We start from the raw sequence: 18,487 nt of genomic DNA on the forward strand, positions 1-18,487 counted from the left end.
GCTTTGCTCAGGTCAGAGGCGTGATCTTTTCGGCCAGCGGGACCACTTCGATCGGCACCCCGTTGAGTACGGCGTTGCCCGACAGCGGGTCCAGGAGGCTGCCGTCGAGGAGCTGGTTGACGTTGGCGCCGGGGTCGGCGGCGGCGTGGCTGAGGCGGGTGCCGGGGCGGTCGTGGCCCCAGCCGTGCGGCAGGCTCACCACACCCGGGCGCACGACGTCGGTGACCTCGGCGGGGGCGGTCACCTCTCCCCCGGCGCCCTTGAGGCGTACGGCCGCCCCGTCCCGCACTCCGAGCCGCTCGGCGTCGTCCGGGTGGATGTGCAGGGTGCAGCGGTTGGAGCCGCCGGTGAGGGCGGGGACGTTGTGCATCCAGCTGTTGTTGGACCGCAGATGGCGGCGGCCGATCAGGACGAGCCCGTCGGCGCGCTCGCGCAGCGCCTCCCGGAGCCGGGGCAGGTCGTCGGCGACGGGCCGCGGCAGCAGCTCCACCTTGCCGCTGACGGTCTTCAGCGGCTGTGGCAGCCGGGACGTGAGGGGCCCGAGGTCGATGCCGTGCGGATGCGCGAGCAGCTTCTCCAGGCTCAGCCCGTCCGGCCGTACGCCGAAGCCGTCGCCGTACGGGCCGAGGCGCAGCATCATGTCGAGCCGCCGCTCGGGGCCGGTGAGCCCGGTGAGCCGCGCGGCGAGTTCGTGGGGGTCGCTCCCGTGCACCGGCGCATGGGGCTCCTTCACGGCCTTGCCGAGGGTCTGGCCGATGACCAGGTCGTCGACGGCGGACGGGTCGGCGCCGTGCATGCCGGTCGCGGCGAGGATCAGCCGGGCCAGGATCTCGGTCTCCGCCATCCGGCCGGGCTCCAGCGGGACGGCGGGGCGGGTGTAGCGGACCTGGTTGCGCACGGCGAGGGTGTTGAAGGCGAAGTCGTGGTGCGGGCTCTGCGAGGGCGGGGGCGGCGGCAGCACGACGTGGGCGTGGCGCGAGGTCTCGTTGAGGTACGGGTCGACGCTGACCATGAAGTCGAGCGAGCCGAGAGCCTTGTCGAGCCGGTCGCCGTCGGGGGCGGACAGCACGGGATTGGCGGCGACCGAGATGAGCGCCCGGATCGGCTCACCCTCCTCGGTGGCCGTGTCGATCTCCTCGGCGAGCGCGGAGAGCGGCAACTCGCCCTTGGCCTCGGGGTGTTCGCTCACCCGGGAGTGCCAGCGGCCGAGCGCGAAGCCGCGGCCGGGTCCTGCGGGGCGGGGCGTCTTGTCGGTGGCCGCCTGCGGGAAGAGCGCGCCGCCGGGGCGGTCCAGGTTGCCGGTGAGGATGTTGAGGACGTCGACCAGCCAGCTGGCCAGGGTGCCGTGCGGGACGGTGCAGCTGCCGATGCGGCCGTAGACGGCGGCGGTGGGGGCGGCGGCGAGTTCGCGGGCGAGGACGCGGATGGTTCCGGCGTCCACGTCGCAGGCGTCGGCGGCGGCTTCCGGGGTGAAGTCCCGTACGGCGTCCGGGAGTTCGTCGAGCCCCTGGAGGTGCGGGGTCAGCTCGCCCGGATCCACGAGACCCTCCTCGAAGAGGGTGTACGCCATCGCCGCGAGGAGCAGGGCGTCCGTGCCGGGCCGGATCGCGATGTGCCGGTCGGCGAGCTTCGCGGTGCGCGTGCGGCGCGGGTCGATGACGGTGAGGGTGCCGCCGCGGGCCTTGAGCGCCTTGAGCTTGCCCGGGAAGTCGGGGGCGGTGCACAGACTGCCGTTGGACTCCAGGGGGTTCGCCCCGATCAGGAGCAGATGGTCGGTGTGGTCGAGATCCGGCACGGGGATCGCGAGGGCGTCGCCATAGAGCAGGCCGCTGGAGACGTGCTTGGGCATCTGGTCGACCGTGGAGGCGGTGAAGACGCTGCGGGTGCCGAGGCCGGCGAGCAGCACCGGCGGGTAGAGCGCGCCGGCCATGGTGTGCACGTTGGGGTTGCCCAGGACGACGCCCACCGAGTGCGGCCCGTACCGCTCGACGACCGTGCGGATCCCGGCGGCGACCGCGTCGAAGGCCTCCTCCCAGGTCGCCTCACGCAGTTCGCCGTCCTTGCGCACGAGCGGCGCCCGCAGCCGGTCGGGGTCACCGTCGACGGCCCCGAAGGAGGCGCCCTTGGGGCAGATGAACCCCTTGCTGAACACGTCGTCCCGGTCACCGCGGGCACCGGTGACCTCGGTTCCCTCGATGGTGAGCGTCAGGCCGCAGGTGGCCTCGCACAGGGGGCAGATGCGCAGTGCGGTGCGGGACACGGGTCCTCCCGGGGTGGCGGCGGCGATGGCGCGCGGTTCACGGGCGAGCATACCGACCGGTATGGACGGAGGGGAGTCCCAGCGGGGGTGAGGTCGGAAATTCGCGAGCCGTCGGCCGGAGCCACGGGTGCGGGCCCCTTTGCGCGGCCCCGTCAGCACGGCCCCGTCAGCGGGGCCCCGTCAGCGCGGCCCGTCAGCGCGGCCCGTCAGTCCAGCACCCGCGCCAGATAGGCCCGCAACATCTGCCGCGCCTCCTCGATGATCCGGTCGTCGCCGCCCTGGGAGACCCGGAACGCGAGGTGGACCAGGGTGTCGGCGGTTTCGACGGCGATGAGGAAGTTGCGGCGCAGGTCGTCGTCCGGTTCGCGGCCGAGGTAGCCGGAGAGCAGGTCGGTGAGGCGGTCGGCGACGCGGGTGTTGGGTTCGCCGCGGGTGCCGACGGGGATCTGGTTGCCGAAGTCGACGAGGGAGAAGCCGGGCGCGGTGCGCTTCATGGCGAGGTACTCGTCGAGCACGGCGTCCATCGCCACCCGCCAGTCGCCGTCCGTGGCGCCCTTCAGGCGTTCGGTGACGCGGGCGATGTAGCGCTCTAGGTTGCGCTGGGCGAGGGCGTCGGCCATCTGGCGCTTGTTGCCGAAGAACCGGTAGACGGAGCCGATGGGGACGCCGGCGCGCTGGGCGACGGCCCGGGTGCTCAGGTCGTCGTAGCCGACCTCGTCGAGGAGGTCGGCGCAGGCGTCCAGGATCCGGGTGAGCCGTTCGGCGCTGCGCCGCTGCACGGGCGCCCGGCGAAGCGTTTCTGGGTGGGGCACGGTCTTCATCATGCCTTTCCGGCTCGGTCCGGGGAACATCGACCCCCAGTACGAAGACGGGTACCCGGCGCGCTCAGTGCCGCGGGGGACGGGGGCGGCGTCAGGGTCGACTTCGGCTCCGATGACGGCGTGGGGGCCGGCTCCGGATCGGGCTCCGATGCCGTGATGTCCGCCGTGCTCTGGACGGGGCCGTCCTCCACGGCCCACACCGTGCCGTCGTCGGCGTACAGCCGCACGGTGACCTGGTGGGTGCCGCGCGGGACGAGGCCGGCCGGGAGGCGGTACTCGGGGGTGCGCAGCTTGGTGACGAGGCGGTCGTCCACGTAGAGGTAAGCGAGCCCGCGCCCGGCGACCGCCCGCTCCCCCGCGTCGGCGGGCGAGAAGCGGAACCTGCGGACGCTCAGCCGTACGTCCCAGCTGCCGTCGTCGCCGTCCACGTCCGGCTGCACCTCTATGCCGACCTCGGGGGCCTCGCCCTCGCCCACCTCGCGGTAGTGCCGCCCTTCGTCGTCGGTGTCGTCGACGACCTTGCCCACCGGGGCGGGAGATGCCGCGTTCTGCCCCTGGTCCGGGGTGGCATTCGAGTCGCAGCCCATGGTCCCCGTCAGCAGCAGGACACAGACCGCGAGCGCGGCGAGCGGGGTCCGGTTCCATGACATGCCCGGGAGATTAGAACAACGGTCCGACAGCCGGATCCCCCTTGAGGCTGGTTCGCGTCCGGTTCTCGTCGTACTCGAAGGGGAGGCAGCGCTGATCTCTTGCGCTTGCGAAACCGCAATCCTACGGTGAAGCATAGGAATCAGACGCTAAGGAGCGACCATGAGCGGGGACGCGCGGAAGACCGCGGAAGGGCTGACCTACCTTTCCGGTTTCGGCAACGAGCACAGCTCGGAGGCGGTGCCCGGCGCCCTCCCCGAGGGCCGCAACTCACCCCAGCGCGCCCCGCTGGGTCTCTACGCGGAGCAGCTGAGCGGTACGGCGTTCACCGAGCCGAGGGCCCACAACCGCCGCTCATGGCTGTACCGCATCCACCCGTCGGCCGCGCACCCGGCCTTCACGCGCACCGACAACGGCGCGATCCGTACGGCGCCTTTCACCGAGTCCGTGCCGGACCCGAACCGTCTGCGCTGGAACCCGCTGCCCGAGCCCGCGCCCGGCACCGACTTCCTGGCCGGCCTGTGGACCCTGGGCGGCAACGGCGACGCGACCCAGCGCACCGGCATGGCCGTGCACCTGTATCACGCCAACGCGTCCATGGACCGCGTCTTCAGCGACGCCGACGGCGAGCTGCTGATCGTGCCGGAGCGGGGCGGGCTGCTGCTGCACACGGAGTTCGGGCGGCTGCATGTGGAGCCGGCACATGTGGCGCTGATTCCACGTGGGGTGCGCTTCCGTGTGGAGCTGCTGGATACCGCATCTGACGGCGGGCAGAGCCCGACTGCCCGGGGCTATGTGTGCGAGAACTACGGGGCGCCCTTCCACCTCCCCGACCTCGGCCCGATCGGCGCCAACGGCCTCGCCAACGCCCGGGACTTCATGGCCCCGGTGGCCTCGTACGAGGAGGTCGAGGGCCCGGTGGAGGTGGTCAACAAGTTCTGCGGCAACCTCTGGACGGCCACCTACGACCACACACCCCTCGACGTGGTCGCCTGGCACGGCAACCATGTGCCGTACGTCTATGACCTGCGCCGTTTCAATGTGATCGGCACCATCTCCTACGACCACCCCGACCCGTCGATCTTCACGGTGCTGACGTCCCCGTCCGACACCCCCGGCCTCGCGGGCGTCGACTTCGTGGTCTTCGCACCGCGCTGGCTGGTGGGCGAGGACACCTTCCGGCCGCCGTACTTCCACCGGAACGTGATGAGCGAGTACATGGGGCTGATCGAGGGCGCCTACGACGCGAAGGCGGAGGGCTTCGTGCCGGGCGGCGGCTCGCTGCACAACATGATGTCGGCGCACGGCCCGGACCGGGAGACGTTCGACAGGGCGAGCGCGGCGGAGCTGAGGCCGCAGAAGATCGACGACGGTCTCGCCTTCATGTTCGAGACCCGCTGGCCGGTGACGCTCACCCCGCAGGCGGCCGGCGCCGACCACCTGCAACAGCGCTACGACGACGTCTGGCGCGGCATGGAGCGCCACTTCCGCCCCTTGCAGTAGAGATCCCCTACCGGTACGGATGGCCCCGTGACCTCCTTCGCCCCTGACTCGATCGTCCTGAACCGCAAGCTGCCGCTCTGGTACCAGGTGTCGCAGTCGCTGCGCGCCTCGATACTCGGCCGCCGTCCGCAGGACCCGCTGCGACTGCCCACCGAGGAGCAGTTGGCGGAGCACTACGGCGTGAGCGTGCTGACCATGCGGCAGGCGCTGAAGGAGCTGGAGGACGAGGGCCTGATCACGCGCCACCGCAGGCGGGGCACGTTCATCGAGCCGGACGTCCGCCGGGGCGCCCCCGTGCGGCTGCTCGGCTCGGTGGACGCGATCGTGGCGCAGCAGTCCGGCATGGTGACGGAGCTGCTGGAGCACGGCACGGTGCCCGTGCCCGCCGAAGTCGCCGAGTTCTTCCCGGACGTCGACGAGGTGGCGACATACCACCGGCTGCGCAGCGACGACAAGACGGGCGAACCGACCAACCACGCCCGTAACTACGTCCGTCCCGAACTCGCCGCCCGCATCGACCTGGACGACCTCGTCCGCTGGCCGATGACCAAGGTGCTGCGGGACGTGGTCGGGGCGGACATCAGCCGCATCACGGACACGGTCGAGGCGCGTCTCGCCGACCCGGAGACGGCGCGACTGCTCCAAGTCCCGCTGCTGAGCCCGATCCTGCACTACACGGGCGTGACGTACGACGCGGAGGGACGGGTGCTGGACGCGGCGGTCATCCACTACCGGGGCGACCGCTTCTCCTTCACGGTGACCTTGGAAGCCAACTGACCCGCACACCGAGGCCAGGTCGTACGATGCCCAGCGTGACGCACGACGACGCTCCGCCGCTGGCGGACCTCATGCCGTGGTCCGTCGCACCGCCGCGGCTCGGCCGGGGGTGGCCGACGGGCCCCGACGCGGCATCCCTGAAAGCCCGCTGGGACGCCTTCGTGAAGGCGGAGGGCCCGGACCGGGAGGCGCTGCTGGAGCCGACGCGCTCCCGCACGCTGCACTCGGCCGTCGGCCAGCTGCCCGGCCGGTCCGCCGGCACGGAGAAGCTTATCCGCGCCTCGGGGCCCTGCCCGGAGCCGGTACGGGTCCTGCACGCCCCCTTCGACGAGCAGTGGCTGATCCCCGACCACCGGCTGATCGACGCGGCCCGCCCCGAGCTGTGGCGGGTGGCGGACGAGCACCAGGTCTTCGTCCTGGAGACCCCGGAGTCCGGCCTGCTCGCGACCTCCCTGCTCCCGCTGCTGCGCCCGGGCCGCGTCCGCCCGCTGTACCGCCGCCCGGGCGGCACGGAACCGAACCTGGCGCCGGGCCTCGTCGAGCACCTCGGGGACCGGCTCGGCGTACCGGTCGAGCCGCTGGACCTGCTCGCCTGGACGCTGGCAACCGTACGCCCCGACCTCACCGTCCCCCTCACCACCGACCCGGACCTGTGGGCACGCGGCGTGGAGTCGGGCCGCCGCGCCCTGTGGCTGATGCGGCGCAACGGCGACCGCCCGAAGCTGCCCGGCGGCCGCCGCCCGTACGTCCGCGCGCCGCTGCCCTCCCGCCCGCTCACGATCGAGTACGACCGTGCCGAGGAAGCCCTGTTGCTGGACGAGGGCCGCGTCTCACCGGTTCCGCCGGAGGCCTGGGACTTCGAGGTGGCCGGCGCGAAGGTCCTGGAGCAGTGGTTCGCCGCCCGCGTCACGGAGCCCGAGCCGGGCACCCTGGCGGCGATCCGCCCGGCGACCTGGCCGCAGGCATGGACTTCGGAGCTGCTGGAGCTGATCACGGTGCTGGCACTGCTCGCGGAACCGGAGTCCCGGCGGGGCGAGTTGAAGGTGCCGGCACCGATCACGGCCGCGGAGCTGAGGGAGGCGGGCGTCCTCCCGGTGCCGGAGGCGGCACGCCGTCCGGCGTCGGTGCTGGATCACCACGAGGAAGGCCCGGAAGGCCAGTTCGCGTTGCTCTAGTCGCTCTTGGGGGCGAACGCGTCCAGCATCCGCTCCACCATCAACCCGAACGCCCCGTCGAGATCGATCGGCCCCGGATCCTCCGTGAACGCCGCGGCCATCCTCGGATACGCCCCCGTGGCCACCTGACTCCCGAGGTAGGCGATCCGCACCGCGTCCTCCTGCTCCGCCGACCAGGGCAGCGACCGGGTGCGCTCGGCGGCGGCCAGTTCGGTCGAGACGTACGACGTCACACAGCCGTTCAGCATCCCGACGAGCTGCATCTTCATGCCGTACGGCGCCTCCAGTGAGTCCAGGCAGGCCAGACAGTGCTCCAGGTACCGCAGGGCGTTGGGGCTGAAGCCGTAGACGGGTGACATCAGCCGCGTCATCCACGGGTGCCGGTGCATCAGCTCGCGTGTCTGCTGGGCGACCCGGCGCATCTCCGCCCGCCAGTCCCCGCCCGGTTCCCACAGCTCGTGCTCCCCGCTGACGGCGTCCACCATCAGCTCGTAGAGGTCCTCCTTGCGGGGCACGTAGTTGTACAGCGACATCGTGCCGCAGCCCAGCTCACCGGCCACCCGTCGCATCGACACCGCGTCGAGCCCCTCGGCGTCGGCGATACGCACCGCGGCCGCCGCGATGTCGGCACGGGTGAACGCCGGTTTCGGCCCGCGCCCCGTCCGCTCGGGTCGCGCCCAGATCACTCCGGGCTCGGCCGCCTTGCCAGCCATCGATCATCACCTCGCACACCATCCTAGTTACGTACACCGTACGTAGTGCGCTATGGTCACCCCATGACTTCTACGTACGCTGTACTTAGTGAAGGCCTGGAAAAGCGATTCGGCGAGGTCCACGCCCTGCGCGGACTCGATCTGGCCGTCGCGCAGGGCACCGTCTGCGGCCTCCTGGGCCCCAATGGCGCGGGCAAGACCACGGCCGTACGGCTGCTGACCACGCTGCTGCGTCCGGATGCCGGCTCGGCCCGGGTCGCCGGGCACGACCTGCTGCGGGACCCGGCGGCCGTGCGGCGCGGCATCGGCGTCACCGGCCAGTACGCCTCGGTCGACGGCGACCTCACCGGCCGCGAGAACCTCCGGCTGTTCGCCCGGCTGCACCGGGTGCGCGGGCCGGCCGAGCGGGCCGGTGAGCTCCTGGACCGCTTCGGGCTGACCGAGGCGGCCGACCGTCCGGCGTCCACGTACTCGGGCGGGATGCGGCGCCGCCTGGACCTCGCGGCCAGTCTCGTCCGCCGCCCCGAGGTGCTGTTCCTGGACGAGCCGACGACCGGCCTCGACCCGGCCAGCCGCAACCGGATCTGGGACGCCGTGCGGGAGCTGACCGCCGACGGCACCACCGTGCTGCTGACCACGCAGTACCTGGAGGAGGCCGATCAACTCGCCGACGACATCGCCCTGGTGGACCGGGGCCGGGTCGCGCACACGGGTTCGCCCGCCCAGTTCAAGTCGTTGATCGGCGCGCATGTCGAGGTCGTCGTGACCGACCCGGACGTGATGGTGAAGGCGGCGGCCGTACTGGACCAACTCACCGGCGCCGAACCGTCGTTCGACCACGAGCGGCGAGCCGTCGCCGCGGTCACCCGGGACGCCACGCTCACACTGCCCCGCCTGGTGCGCGAACTCGACACAGCGGGCGTTCCGTTGCTCGACGCGAGCCTCAAACCGCCGACTCTCGACGACGTGTTCCTGCGGCTCACGCAGGACGTCCAGGAAACCCAGCTGTCCCAGGAAGAGGAGCGTGCCGCATGAGCACCCTGGCGTACGACGGCGGCGCGATGATGGGCCGCCAGCTGCGGCGGATCCGGAACAACCCAGGGCTGCTGATCCTGACGCAGACCATGCCGATCACCATGCTGCTGTTCTTCGGCTACGTCTTCGGCAGCGCCCTCGCGATGCCCGGCGCGCAGTACCGGTCCTTCCTGGTACCCGGTCTGCTGGTGGCGACCGCGGCCAACGGGCTGATGACCGGCATGTTCCAGGCCGCCGGGGACGTCCACCGGGGCGTGACGGACCGCTTCCGGACCCTGCCGGTCAGCCGGGCCGCGGTACCGCTGGGGCAGGCGGCCGCGGATCTGATCGTGACGGCCGCCGGGACCGTGCCGTTCCTGCTGGTCGGGCTCGCGGTGGGCTGGCGGATCGAGGGGTCGGCGCTCGAAGCCGTGGGCGCGGTGGGGCTGTTGCTGCTGTTCCGGTTCGCGACCTCATGGGCCGGGATATTCCTCGGACTGCTGACCCGGAACGAGGAGGCCGCCGGTCAGCTGGGCGGGGCGACGTTCATCCTGCCGCTGCTGTCCAACGCGTACATCCCGACGGAGGGGCTGCCGGGCTGGCTGCGCACGCTCGCCGAGTGGAATCCGATCAGCGCGGTCACCATGGCCCTGCGGGATCTCTTCGGCAACGCGCCCGTACCGGACGGCGCCGCCTGGCCGGTCGCGCATCCCGTCGCCGGGTCGCTGGCGTGGTGCGCGGTCCTGCTCGCGGTGTTCGTACCGCTCGCCGTACGCCGGTACGCGCGCGGAGAGTGACGGTCACTGTGTGACGAAAGCCCGTCAACTCCCTTGCGTGGCGGATCTCATGACACATCTGTTACGCAAGGGAAGCGGGCCGATGAGCGGGGGGCGGGGGTGGGGGGGGTGTGCCCGCGCCCGGAGAGCCCTTCGTGGCGCCGCTGTCTGCCGTGGGGATGACGGACGGGGACAGCGTGGTAAGGCGCCGATGCGGGGGTTTCTGCCGGGCGCGGGCCTTCGAGGTCGTCGAGGGTCGCCGGGATACGGGTCAGCGTCCGCCGAAGAGCGAACGGCGGAGTCGTCGCAGCGGCGCGAAGAGCGAGACACGGCGAACCCGCGCGCCCGTGTCGCTGCGCTTCGTGGTGTCACGACTGGTCAGCTCACGCATCAGCGAGGTCGCCTCGGCCGCTTCTCCCTGGGGCACGGCGGGACCCGCCAGCACCGAGAGATGGCGGTCGAGACGCGAACTGGTCGCGCTGCTCCCGCAGGTGATCGCAGGGACCCTCGCCCTGCTGCGCACTGTTATCTGATCCATGTCACTCCCCACCCGTACGAGTCCACCCGGCCCGGGCAGGTTAACCCTATCTCCCCGGTGGGGCACGCGTGTATCGCGGTCACAGGATTCACCTTCCCCGTAAGGGTGTTGACGACTCGTCGTTGATTACTCTCCGAATCCAACCGATTTCAGGGCGAGTTGGACAACTGGCTGGCTGGTGGGTTGCGGTGAGCCCCCGTCGGGCTCGACGGTCACAGCCAGTGACGTCGTTTTCTTGTCGAGACCGGATGCGATCAAGGGCGTGTCGCCGTCGAAGAGGCCCAGGGAGCGTGGTTGCACATCGGGGCGCATCTGCCAGAGCTGGTGCACCCGGCCGCTCGGCAACTCGCCGTATCCGCTCAGAGTGACGATCGCCCGCCCCGCCGATGCGGAGGCGACCACTCCGATCGTCCGCCCTCGCCCGTCCTCGCCGGCGGTCGCCCGGGCGTCGGGTGCCGCGAGAACGTTAGCGATCTCACTTGCCCGGGCCTGCTGGGCGTCCAGCTGCTCCTGCGTCCTGTTCGCCTGGACGGCGAAGAGGGAGGCGACGACGAGGGCCGCGGCGGCCGTGACCGTGGCGAACGGCACGAGCAAGGGGCGCGTCCTGGGCGCACGGGTGCGCGGCGGCGGCTGGGTGCCCCACACATGCGGCGGCAGCTGAGTGGCACGCGCGTGTGCCGGCTCCCGCCCGACGGACTCCTGCGGAGTCGTGCGTACGGCGGCCAGGACGCGGTCGCGCATCGCGGCCGGCGGCGGGGCGGCCGTCGACCAGGCGAGCCGGACGGCGTCCTCGGACAGGGTTCGCACCTCGGCGGCACAGCTGTCGCAGGACTTCAGATGCTTCTCGAAGCGGAGCCGCTCGGCGGGCTCCAGGGCGTCCAGGGCGTAGGGGGCGGCGAGGGAGTGCAGGTCCCCGCGGCCGAGGAGGCGGTCGGCGAAGCTCATGCGACACCTCCCAGGCACTTGCGCAGCTGGGTGAGTCCGTCGCGCATCCGGGTCTTGACCGTGCCCAGCGGCAGCGAGAGCCGCTCGGCGACCTCACGGTAGGTGTAGCCGTCGTAGTAGGCGAGGGTCACGGACTGGCGTTGCAGCGCGGTGAGCCGGTCCAGGCAGCGGCGCACCCACTCACGCTCCAGTCCGGCCTCGACCTCCTCGGCGACGTGGTCGAAGGCCGGGTGGTTCGCGCGCAGGGCCTCGCGCTGCTCGCGTTCGCCTGCCGCGCGGGCGCTGCGGACCCGGTCGACGGCGCGACGGTGGGCGAGGGTGAGGACCCAGGACAGGGCGCTGCCCCGGCGCGGGTCGAACTTCGCCGCGGACCGCCACAGTTCGAGCAGCACTTCCTGGGCCACCTCCTCGGACTGGGCGGGGTCGCGCAGCACCCGCCGGACGAGCCCGTACACGGGCCCGGAGACCAGCCCGTACAGCTCCTCGAACGCCTTCTGATCACCGCCCGCCACGAGGACCAGCAGCTCGTCGGCCTCCAACTCGTCTCCCCCTCCAGTCAGACCGCAACGCGGCCGTCTCGTCCCGCGAGGCATTCGCAACGAACCCACCTCCGGATGGGGTTACGGATCAGCGGGCCGAAAACGCGGGTCGCCCCTCGATGAAACAACTTTTCAGTTCCGCCGTAAGAACGCTTGGGATTCGACCAATCCACCCTGGCGACGGCTCCGAATCGGGTGCGTCAGGCAAGTTGGGACTGAGGACGGACGGCATGACACCTAATTCCAGGAGCGGTGCGGGACGCAGGGGACTCGCGACCCTCGTATGTGGTGCGCTGGCCGCCGGGGGGCTCGCAGCCGCCGGCGTGACCGCGCTGGAACCGGGGGCGGCCTCCGCCTCCAGTCACCGGGAGGCCCCGCTGATCTCGGGGACCCCGCAGTACGACAACACGGACGTGTACGCGTTCGTCAGCCCGGACAAGCCGGACACGACGACGATCATCGGGAACTGGATCCCGTTCGAGGAGCCGGCCGGCGGACCGAACTTCTTCACGTTCGCCGAGGACGCGCAGTACGACATCCACATCGACAACAACGGCGACGCACAGGGCGATCTGCTCTACCGCTTCACCTTCGACACGCACATCAAGAACAAGAAGACGTTCCTGTACAACACCGGTCCGGTCGAGAGCCTCGACGACAAGGACCTCAACATCACGCAGACGTACGACATCGAGCTGATCAAGCTCAAGGACCAGTACCCGGTGTCGAAGACGAAGGTCGCCAACGACGTGCCGGTGGCCCCGTCGAACGTCGGCAAGGCGTCGATGCCGGACTACGCCAAGCTGCGCGAGCAGGCCGTGCACAAGCTCGCGGGCGACGCGACGTCGTTCGCCGGACAGGCCGACGACCCGTTCTTCCTGGACCTGCGGGTCTTCGACCTCCTCTACGGCGGGAACCTCTCCGAGGTCGGCAACGACACGCTCAAGGGCTACAACGTCAACTCCATCGCCCTCCAGGTCCCGACGCACATGATCACCGAGTCGTCGGACCAGCCGATCGTCGGCATCTGGTCGACGACCCAGCGCAAGAACGCCCAGGGCCACTTCGAGCAGGTCTCACGCCTCGGCAGCCCGCTGGTGAACGAGGTCGTCAACCCCCTCAAGGACAAGGACAAGTTCAACGCGTCCTCGCCCTGGGAGGACGCCCAGTTCCTGAAGAACGTCACCAACCCCGAGCTGCCGAAGCTCATCGAGGCGATCTACAAGATCCCGGCACCGGACGAGCCGCGCAACGACCTGGTCGACGTCTTCCTCAAGGGCGTGAAGGACCTCAACCAGCCGCCGCACGTGACCCCGTCGGAGATGCTGCGCCTGAACACCTCGATCGAGCCGGCCGCCGAACCCAAGCGGCTCGGTGTCCTCGACGGCGACACCGCGGGCTTCCCGAACGGCCGCCGCCTCACCGACGACGTGATCGACGCCTCCCTCCAGGTCGTCGAGGGTGAACTGCTCGGCGCCAAGAACGACCTGGGCGACGCCGTCGACAAGAACGACAAGGACTTCGAGAAGGCCTTCCCGTACGTCGCCCTGCCCACCGAGGGTTCCCGCGGCCCGCTCGCCAAGGGCACGGACGGCGAGACCGACGTCCGCAGCCAGCTCGGCGACGCGCTCCAGCCGGCGGGGGCGGGTGCCTCCGGCCTGGACGACACGACCCTCATCGCCGGCTCGGCAGGCGCCGGCGCACTGGGCATCCTGCTGATCGGCGGAGCCCTGATGTGGTGGCGCCGGATGCGGGAGCGGGCGTACTAGGCGCTTCGCGCCCCTGAAAAGACTGGCGCGGCCCGCGAAGTACTCATCCCCCACGGCGCGGGCCGCGCCGCATGAATGCCGATCGAGGAGAGGGCATGGCGGAGAATTCTGAGCCCGTCCGGCGTTTGAGGACGAGGCCCGGAGGGCCGACAGCGGGGTCTGGGGGCGCAGCCCCCAGCGGGGTCGAAGGGGCGGAGCCCCTTGAGGACGGGACGGGTAGGGGCGGCGGGGGCGAGAAGGGCCGCGAGCAGCGCATCGCCGCCGTCCGCCGAGTCGCCGCGGCAGCCCGCCGCAGCCGAGCCCTCCACCTCGCCGGCTGCGCCACCCTCCTCGCCGTGGCCCTCACCACCGGATCCATAGCCCTCGGCGCGGCACGCGACGACAACAACCCGAGCGTCGCCCCCGCCTCCGCCGCCGTATCCCCGGGCCTCCTCGCGACCGGCGACCTCGAAACCGGCATCGCCTCCCTCCAGGCCCACCTCCGCGACCAGCCAAGGGACTTCACCGGCTGGGCCACCCTCGGCCTCGCCTACGTGGAGCAGGCCCGCACCAAGGGCGACCCCTCCCGCTACCCCCAGGCCGACCAGGCCTTCAAGCGGTCCCTGGAACTGAACCCCGACAACGACCAGGCCCTCGCAGGCCGCGCCGCCCTCGCCGCGGCCCGGCACGACTTCGAGGACGCCCTCACGTACGCCGACCGGGCCCTGAAGGTGAACCCCTACAGCGAACGCGCCCTGTGCACCCGCACCGACGCCCTCGTCGAACTGGGCCGCTACGCCGACGCGGCGAAGGCCGCGAGGACAGCCGACGACCGCCGCCCCGGCATCCCGGTCTTCACGCGGTACGCGTACGTGCAGGAGCTGCGCGGCGACGTACGGACCGCCGAGCGGGTACTGGAACAGGCCCTCGCCTCCGCCACCACCCCCGGCGACATCACCTACGTCGCCACGCAGCTCGGCCAACTCGCCTGGAACCAGGGCGACTACGACACCGCCCTCACCCACTACGCCCGCGCCCTCGCCGCCGACGAGAACTACGTCCCCGCCCTGGAGGGCCGCGCCCGCGCCCAGGCCGCGAACGGTGACCGGAGCGGCGCGACGGAGGGCCTGCGGGACGTCGTCTCCCGCTACCCCCTCCCCGGCCCGCTCGTCGAACTCGGCGAGCTGTACGAGGCGGCCGGCGACAAGGTCGAGGCCGACGACCAGTACGCCCTGGTCGACGCCTGGACGGCCCTCGCCCGCGCCAACGGCGTCAACGCCGACCTCGACACCGCCCTCGCGGCCGCCGACCACGGCGACAAGGCCTCCGCGCTGCGCGCCGCCCGCGCCGAATGGGACCGCCGGCGGACCGTGCACACCGCGGACGCCCTCGCCTGGGCACTGCACGCCAACGGCAAGGACGAGGAAGCCCTTCCCTACGCCCGCAGGGCCACGGCCACCGGCTACCGCAACGCCGCGTTCCTCTACCACCGCGGGATCATCGAGCGCGCCACCGGCCACGCCGAGGACGCCCGCGAGCACCTGCGGGCCGCGCTGAGGCTGAACCCCGGCTTCTCCCCGCTGGGCGCCCGCGAAGCCCGTACGGCCCTGAAGGACCTGGAGGCAGCCAAGTGAGCCCGCGTCGTCTGTTCGCCTCCGCCGCGGCTGTCCTCACGGCGGCTTGCGGGCTCGCCCTGTTCCCCACCGGCTCCGCGAGCGCGCACCCCCTCGGCAACTTCACCGTCAACCGCTACGACGGTCTCGTCGCCGCCCCCGGCGAACTACGCGTCCACCATGTGGAGGACCTCGCCGAGATCCCGGCGACCCAGGCCGAGCCGGACATCGAGAAGGCGGGGATGACGGAGTGGGCCCGGCAGCGGTGCGCGGACGCCGCGCGCGGCAGCGAGGTCACCGTGGACGGACGTACGGTCGAACTGACGCCGCGCAGCAGCCACGCGCGCGTGCGGCCCGGTCAGGCGGGGCTCGACACCCTCCGCGTGGAGTGCCGGCTGACGGCGCCGCTCCCCGAGGACACCACGGTCGCCCTCGGTTTCCGCGGCGCGGGCGCGGAAGCAGGCCCCGGCTGGCGGGAGATCACGGCGCGCGGGGACCGTATGACGCTCGCCGCCTCGGACGTGCCGAAGGAGTCGATCTCCCGCGAACTGACCGAGTATCCAGGGGAGTTGCTGTCCTCGCCGGCCGACACCAAGAGCGCGTCGCTGCGCGTGCGCCCGGGCGGCCCCGCCCTCGCCCAGGCGGAACAGGACACCCCCGCCTCCTCCGTCCTGCCGCGCGGCGCCGACCGCTGGACACGGGCCCTGGACGGCCTGGTCTCCCGCCAGGACCTCACCGTCGGCTTCGCCGCCCTCGCCCTGGTCCTCGCGATCTTCCTCGGCGCGATGCACGCGCTCGCCCCCGGCCACGGCAAGACCCTGATGGCCGCGGTGGCGGCGGCCCGCGGCGGCCGGGCGCGGATGAAGGACGTCCTGCCCCTGGCCGCCTCGGTGACCGTCACCCACACCCTGGGCGTGGTCGCCCTGGGCCTCCTGGTGACGGCGGGCTCGGCGGCGGCCCCCTCGGTGATCACCTGGCTGGGCGTCGCGAGCGGCGCCCTGGTGATCGCGGCGGGCGCGACGCTAGTACGACGGGCATGGCACGTCCGACAGCACGGCCACGGGCACGGGCACGGGCACGGGCACGGCCATGGGCATGACCATGACCATGACCATCCGCACGGGCACGACCACCCGCACCCGCACCCGCACGGGCACTCTCACGACCACGAGACCGACCACGCCCCTGAGCGCGAACCGGTCCTGGTCGCCGCGCACGCCCACTCCGCGGCGAAGGCCCCCGCCCCCACGCCGGGCCACGCCCACCACCATGACCATGACCATGACCACCACAGCCACCCTCACGAGCACGCGCGGAGCCACACCCACGGCCCCCTCACCCACACCCACAACGGCTTCACCCACACCCACTCCACCGCCCCCACCCTCCGCGGCACGATCCTCCTCGGCTTCGCCGGCGGGCTCGTGCCGAGTCCCTCCGCGGTCGTCGTGCTGGTCGGCGCGGCGGCGCTCGGGAAGGCGTGGTTCGGGCTGCTGCTCGTCGTGGCGTACGGCGCCGGGCTCGCGCTCACCCTCACCGCGGCCGGGTTCGCCGTCGTGCGGCTGGGTAGCGGAGTGACGAGGGTGCTGGACCGGCAGCCCCGCTGGATGGCCCATCCCCTCACGGTCTTCGTCCGCAGGACCGCACCACTGGGATCCGCGGTGCTCGTCGTACTGATCGGCGCCGGATTGGTTCTCCAGGGGGCGGCATCCGCACTCGCCTGAGCTACTTTTGTGGAGAATGCGCACGGATGCGAATGGGGGACGCCCGTGTCCGAAGAATCTGGCAGTGAACGTCTGATCGCCGACCGCTACCGCCTGCTGTCCCCGCTCGGCGAGGGCGGCATGGGCACCGTGTGGCGGGCCCGCGACGAGCTGCTGCACCGCGAGGTCGCCGTCAAGGAGGTGCGGGCGCCGCACGGGCTGGCGACCTCGGAGGTCGAGCGGATGTACGCCCGGCTGGAGCGCGAGGCGTGGGCGGCGGCGCGGGTCGCCAACCGCAATGTCGTCACGGTGTACGACGTGGCCACGCAGGACGGCCGGCCCTGGATCGTGATGGAGCTGGTCCGCGGGATCTCGCTGGCCGAGCAGTTGGACGCCGAGGGCCCGCTGAGTCCGCAGCGGGTCGCGCACATCGGCGCCGAGGTGCTGGCCGCGCTGCGGGCGGCGCACGGGGCCGGGGTGCTGCACCGGGACGTGAAGCCGGCCAACGTGCTGTTGTCGAACGACGGCCGGGTCGTGCTGACCGACTTCGGTATCGCGATGGTCGAGGGCAGCTCCGCGCTGACGATGACCGGCGAGGTCATCGGTTCCCCCGAGTTCCTCGCCCCGGAGCGGGCGCTGGGCCGCACGCCCGGTCCGGAGTCCGACCTGTGGTCGCTGGGTGTGCTCCTGTACGCGGCCGTGGAGGGCAACTCCCCGTTCCGCCAGAACACCCCGCTGAGCACCCTGCGGGCGATCGTCGACGAGGAACTGCCGCCGCCCCGGCGGGCCGGTCCGCTGGCCCCCGTGATCGAGGGGCTGTTGCGCAAGGACCCGGCCGAGCGGCTGCCGGCCGACCGGGCCGAGCAGGAGCTGCGGATCATCGGGGCGGGAGGGACCCCGCGCGCGGACGCCGCGGGGGCGGCTCCGTACACCCCGACCGTGGCGGCGTTTCCGACGCCCCCGGAGACGGCGGCGACGGCCCCTGTCCCACCGCCCGGACCGACCAGGCCCACCTCGGCCGCCGCTCCGTACCGGGACACGGCTCCCGTCCGTCCCGACCGCGACCGCCGCGCCCGCCACGTCCTGATCGCGGGCGTCACCGCCCTCGCGCTGGCCGTGGGAGGACTGACGTACGCCCTGCTCGACCGCGGGGGCGGCGACGGCGGCAAGGAGGGCGGTGAGGGGACCAACGCGCAGACGGGCGGCGGGGTCTCGCCGACCGGGACCGACACCGGGGACGAGAACGCGTCCGGCGGAAGTGAGGACCCGACGCCGAGCGCGAGCAGCAGCCGTACGACCACTCCCCCGCCGCAGTCCGTGCGGGTGACGCTGGCGGGGTCGAACACCGAGTACTCCGGGGCCTGTCCGCCGCCCAGCGGCGAGGCGCCCTCCTTCACGGCGACGTTCACGGTGGGGCGGCTGCCGGCCCGGGTGAGCTATCGCTGGGTGTCCGCGGACGGTGACGTCATGGATCAGGGCTGGAAGACCCTGTCGTTCCCGGAGGGCGGCGGGCGGACCAAGCAGGACCGGGCGTTCGTGACGACCTACGACGACAGCGGGACCTTCGAGAACGAGATCAGTGTCGAGGTCCGCGACCCGGTGGAGACGAAGTCGAACTCGGTGCCGTTCTCGGTGACCTGCGCGACGGAGACCCCGACGGGCGGGGTCTCGCCTACGCCTACCGAGTCGCCGAGCTCGTAGCGGAGCCGCGGGT

16 protein-coding genes are annotated in these 18,487 nt (G+C 72.1%); 9 read left to right on the top strand and 7 right to left on the bottom strand.

What is annotated here, in order from left to right; all coding sequences use genetic code 11:
* Positions 1-7 precede the first annotated feature (7 nt).
* The 3 genes from AQJ67_RS39660 to AQJ67_RS39670 all read right to left on the bottom strand — a co-directional run bounded on the left by AQJ67_RS39660 (position 8) and on the right by AQJ67_RS39670 (position 3,731).
* Positions 8-2,260 carry a molybdopterin oxidoreductase family protein gene (locus tag AQJ67_RS39660; protein ID WP_062724449.1) on the bottom strand — a complete coding sequence of 751 codons (2,253 nt, stop codon included), beginning with the start codon at positions 2,258-2,260 and terminating at the stop codon, positions 8-10.
* A 206-nt stretch (positions 2,261-2,466) separates the two neighbouring features.
* The gene (locus tag AQJ67_RS39665; protein WP_062724365.1) at positions 2,467-3,081 is read right to left on the bottom strand and encodes a TetR/AcrR family transcriptional regulator; all 615 of its coding nucleotides are present in this window, start codon (positions 3,079-3,081) and stop codon (positions 2,467-2,469) included.
* Positions 3,081-3,731, bottom strand: a complete 651-nt coding sequence (locus AQJ67_RS39670) for a hypothetical protein (protein WP_062724366.1) — start codon at positions 3,729-3,731, stop codon at positions 3,081-3,083. Before AQJ67_RS39670 ends, AQJ67_RS39665 begins: the two co-directional genes overlap by 1 nt.
* Positions 3,732-3,891: 160 nt before the next feature.
* Here AQJ67_RS39670 and hmgA point away from each other — a divergent pair, with 160 nt between their 5' ends.
* From hmgA to AQJ67_RS39685, 3 genes are read left to right on the top strand one after another with little or no spacing between them, the layout of a single operon-like run.
* On the top strand, positions 3,892-5,232 hold the full coding sequence (gene hmgA, locus AQJ67_RS39675; RefSeq protein WP_062724367.1) for a homogentisate 1,2-dioxygenase: 1,341 nt from the start codon (positions 3,892-3,894) through the stop codon (positions 5,230-5,232).
* A gap of 27 nt (positions 5,233-5,259) precedes the next feature.
* Positions 5,260-6,009 (top strand): GntR family transcriptional regulator, encoded by a 750-nt coding sequence (locus tag AQJ67_RS39680; RefSeq protein WP_062724368.1) that lies wholly within the window; start codon positions 5,260-5,262, stop codon positions 6,007-6,009.
* A 26-nt stretch (positions 6,010-6,035) separates the two neighbouring features.
* Positions 6,036-7,184 carry a type ISP restriction/modification enzyme gene (locus AQJ67_RS39685; RefSeq protein WP_062724369.1) on the top strand — a complete coding sequence of 383 codons (1,149 nt, stop codon included), beginning with the start codon at positions 6,036-6,038 and terminating at the stop codon, positions 7,182-7,184.
* Here AQJ67_RS39685 and AQJ67_RS39690 read toward each other — a convergent pair.
* Positions 7,181-7,897: a TetR/AcrR family transcriptional regulator gene (locus tag AQJ67_RS39690; RefSeq protein ID WP_062724370.1), complete on the bottom strand. Its 717-nt coding sequence runs from the start codon at positions 7,895-7,897 to the stop codon at positions 7,181-7,183. The genes AQJ67_RS39685 and AQJ67_RS39690 overlap by 4 nt on opposite strands.
* A 63-nt stretch (positions 7,898-7,960) precedes the next feature.
* Between AQJ67_RS39690 and AQJ67_RS39695 the strand changes: the two genes are divergently transcribed.
* Positions 7,961-8,932 (top strand): ATP-binding cassette domain-containing protein, encoded by a 972-nt coding sequence (locus AQJ67_RS39695; RefSeq protein WP_062724371.1) that lies wholly within the window; start codon positions 7,961-7,963, stop codon positions 8,930-8,932.
* Positions 8,929-9,708: an ABC transporter permease gene (locus AQJ67_RS39700; protein WP_062724372.1), complete on the top strand. Its 780-nt coding sequence runs from the start codon at positions 8,929-8,931 to the stop codon at positions 9,706-9,708. The genes AQJ67_RS39695 and AQJ67_RS39700 overlap by 4 nt, the downstream gene beginning before the upstream one ends.
* Before the next feature lie 250 nt (positions 9,709-9,958).
* Here AQJ67_RS39700 and AQJ67_RS39705 read toward each other — a convergent pair whose 3' ends face one another.
* The 3 genes from AQJ67_RS39705 to AQJ67_RS39715 all read right to left on the bottom strand — a co-directional run bounded on the left by AQJ67_RS39705 (position 9,959) and on the right by AQJ67_RS39715 (position 11,709).
* Positions 9,959-10,225 (bottom strand): hypothetical protein, encoded by a 267-nt coding sequence (locus AQJ67_RS39705; RefSeq protein WP_062724373.1) that lies wholly within the window; start codon positions 10,223-10,225, stop codon positions 9,959-9,961.
* A gap of 126 nt (positions 10,226-10,351) precedes the next feature.
* Complete coding sequence (locus AQJ67_RS39710; protein ID WP_062724374.1) at positions 10,352-11,170, bottom strand: anti-sigma factor; 819 nt, start codon at positions 11,168-11,170, stop codon at positions 10,352-10,354.
* Positions 11,167-11,709: a sigma-70 family RNA polymerase sigma factor gene (locus AQJ67_RS39715; RefSeq protein WP_030054282.1), complete on the bottom strand. Its 543-nt coding sequence runs from the start codon at positions 11,707-11,709 to the stop codon at positions 11,167-11,169. Before AQJ67_RS39715 ends, AQJ67_RS39710 begins: the two co-directional genes overlap by 4 nt.
* 230 nt (positions 11,710-11,939) lie before the next feature.
* Here AQJ67_RS39715 and AQJ67_RS39720 point away from each other — a divergent pair, with 230 nt between their 5' ends.
* The 4 genes from AQJ67_RS39720 (at position 11,940) to AQJ67_RS39735 (ending at position 18,474) form a co-directional block, all read left to right on the top strand.
* Complete coding sequence (locus AQJ67_RS39720; protein WP_062724375.1) at positions 11,940-13,478, top strand: DUF4331 domain-containing protein; 1,539 nt, start codon at positions 11,940-11,942, stop codon at positions 13,476-13,478.
* A 95-nt stretch (positions 13,479-13,573) separates the two neighbouring features.
* The gene (locus AQJ67_RS39725; RefSeq protein WP_079056479.1) at positions 13,574-15,091 is read left to right on the top strand and encodes a tetratricopeptide repeat protein; all 1,518 of its coding nucleotides are present in this window, start codon (positions 13,574-13,576) and stop codon (positions 15,089-15,091) included.
* Positions 15,088-16,794 carry a sulfite exporter TauE/SafE family protein gene (locus AQJ67_RS39730; protein ID WP_062724377.1) on the top strand — a complete coding sequence of 569 codons (1,707 nt, stop codon included), beginning with the start codon at positions 15,088-15,090 and terminating at the stop codon, positions 16,792-16,794. The genes AQJ67_RS39725 and AQJ67_RS39730 overlap by 4 nt, the downstream gene beginning before the upstream one ends.
* Positions 16,795-16,839: 45 nt before the next feature.
* The gene (locus tag AQJ67_RS39735; RefSeq protein WP_062724378.1) at positions 16,840-18,474 is read left to right on the top strand and encodes a serine/threonine-protein kinase; all 1,635 of its coding nucleotides are present in this window, start codon (positions 16,840-16,842) and stop codon (positions 18,472-18,474) included.
* Positions 18,475-18,487: the final 13 nt, after the last annotated feature.

It is taken from the genome of Streptomyces caeruleatus, from assembly GCF_001514235.1.
GTDB classification, from domain to species: domain Bacteria; phylum Actinomycetota; class Actinomycetes; order Streptomycetales; family Streptomycetaceae; genus Streptomyces; species Streptomyces caeruleatus.

Coding starts and splice junctions, on each gene's coding strand:
- AQJ67_RS39665 (WP_062724365.1), bottom strand. CDS start 3,081: ATGAAGACCGTGCCCCACCCAGAAACGCTTCGCCGGGCGCCCGTGCAG.
- AQJ67_RS39670 (WP_062724366.1), bottom strand. CDS start 3,731: ATGTCATGGAACCGGACCCCGCTCGCCGCGCTCGCGGTCTGTGTCCTG.
- hmgA (WP_062724367.1), top strand. CDS start 3,892: ATGAGCGGGGACGCGCGGAAGACCGCGGAAGGGCTGACCTACCTTTCC.
- AQJ67_RS39685 (WP_062724369.1), top strand. CDS start 6,036: ATGCCCAGCGTGACGCACGACGACGCTCCGCCGCTGGCGGACCTCATG.
- AQJ67_RS39690 (WP_062724370.1), bottom strand. CDS start 7,897: ATGGCTGGCAAGGCGGCCGAGCCCGGAGTGATCTGGGCGCGACCCGAG.
- AQJ67_RS39695 (WP_062724371.1), top strand. CDS start 7,961: ATGACTTCTACGTACGCTGTACTTAGTGAAGGCCTGGAAAAGCGATTC.
- AQJ67_RS39700 (WP_062724372.1), top strand. CDS start 8,929: ATGAGCACCCTGGCGTACGACGGCGGCGCGATGATGGGCCGCCAGCTG.
- AQJ67_RS39705 (WP_062724373.1), bottom strand. CDS start 10,225: ATGGATCAGATAACAGTGCGCAGCAGGGCGAGGGTCCCTGCGATCACC.
- AQJ67_RS39710 (WP_062724374.1), bottom strand. CDS start 11,170: ATGAGCTTCGCCGACCGCCTCCTCGGCCGCGGGGACCTGCACTCCCTC.
- AQJ67_RS39720 (WP_062724375.1), top strand. CDS start 11,940: ATGACACCTAATTCCAGGAGCGGTGCGGGACGCAGGGGACTCGCGACC.
- AQJ67_RS39725 (WP_079056479.1), top strand. CDS start 13,574: ATGGCGGAGAATTCTGAGCCCGTCCGGCGTTTGAGGACGAGGCCCGGA.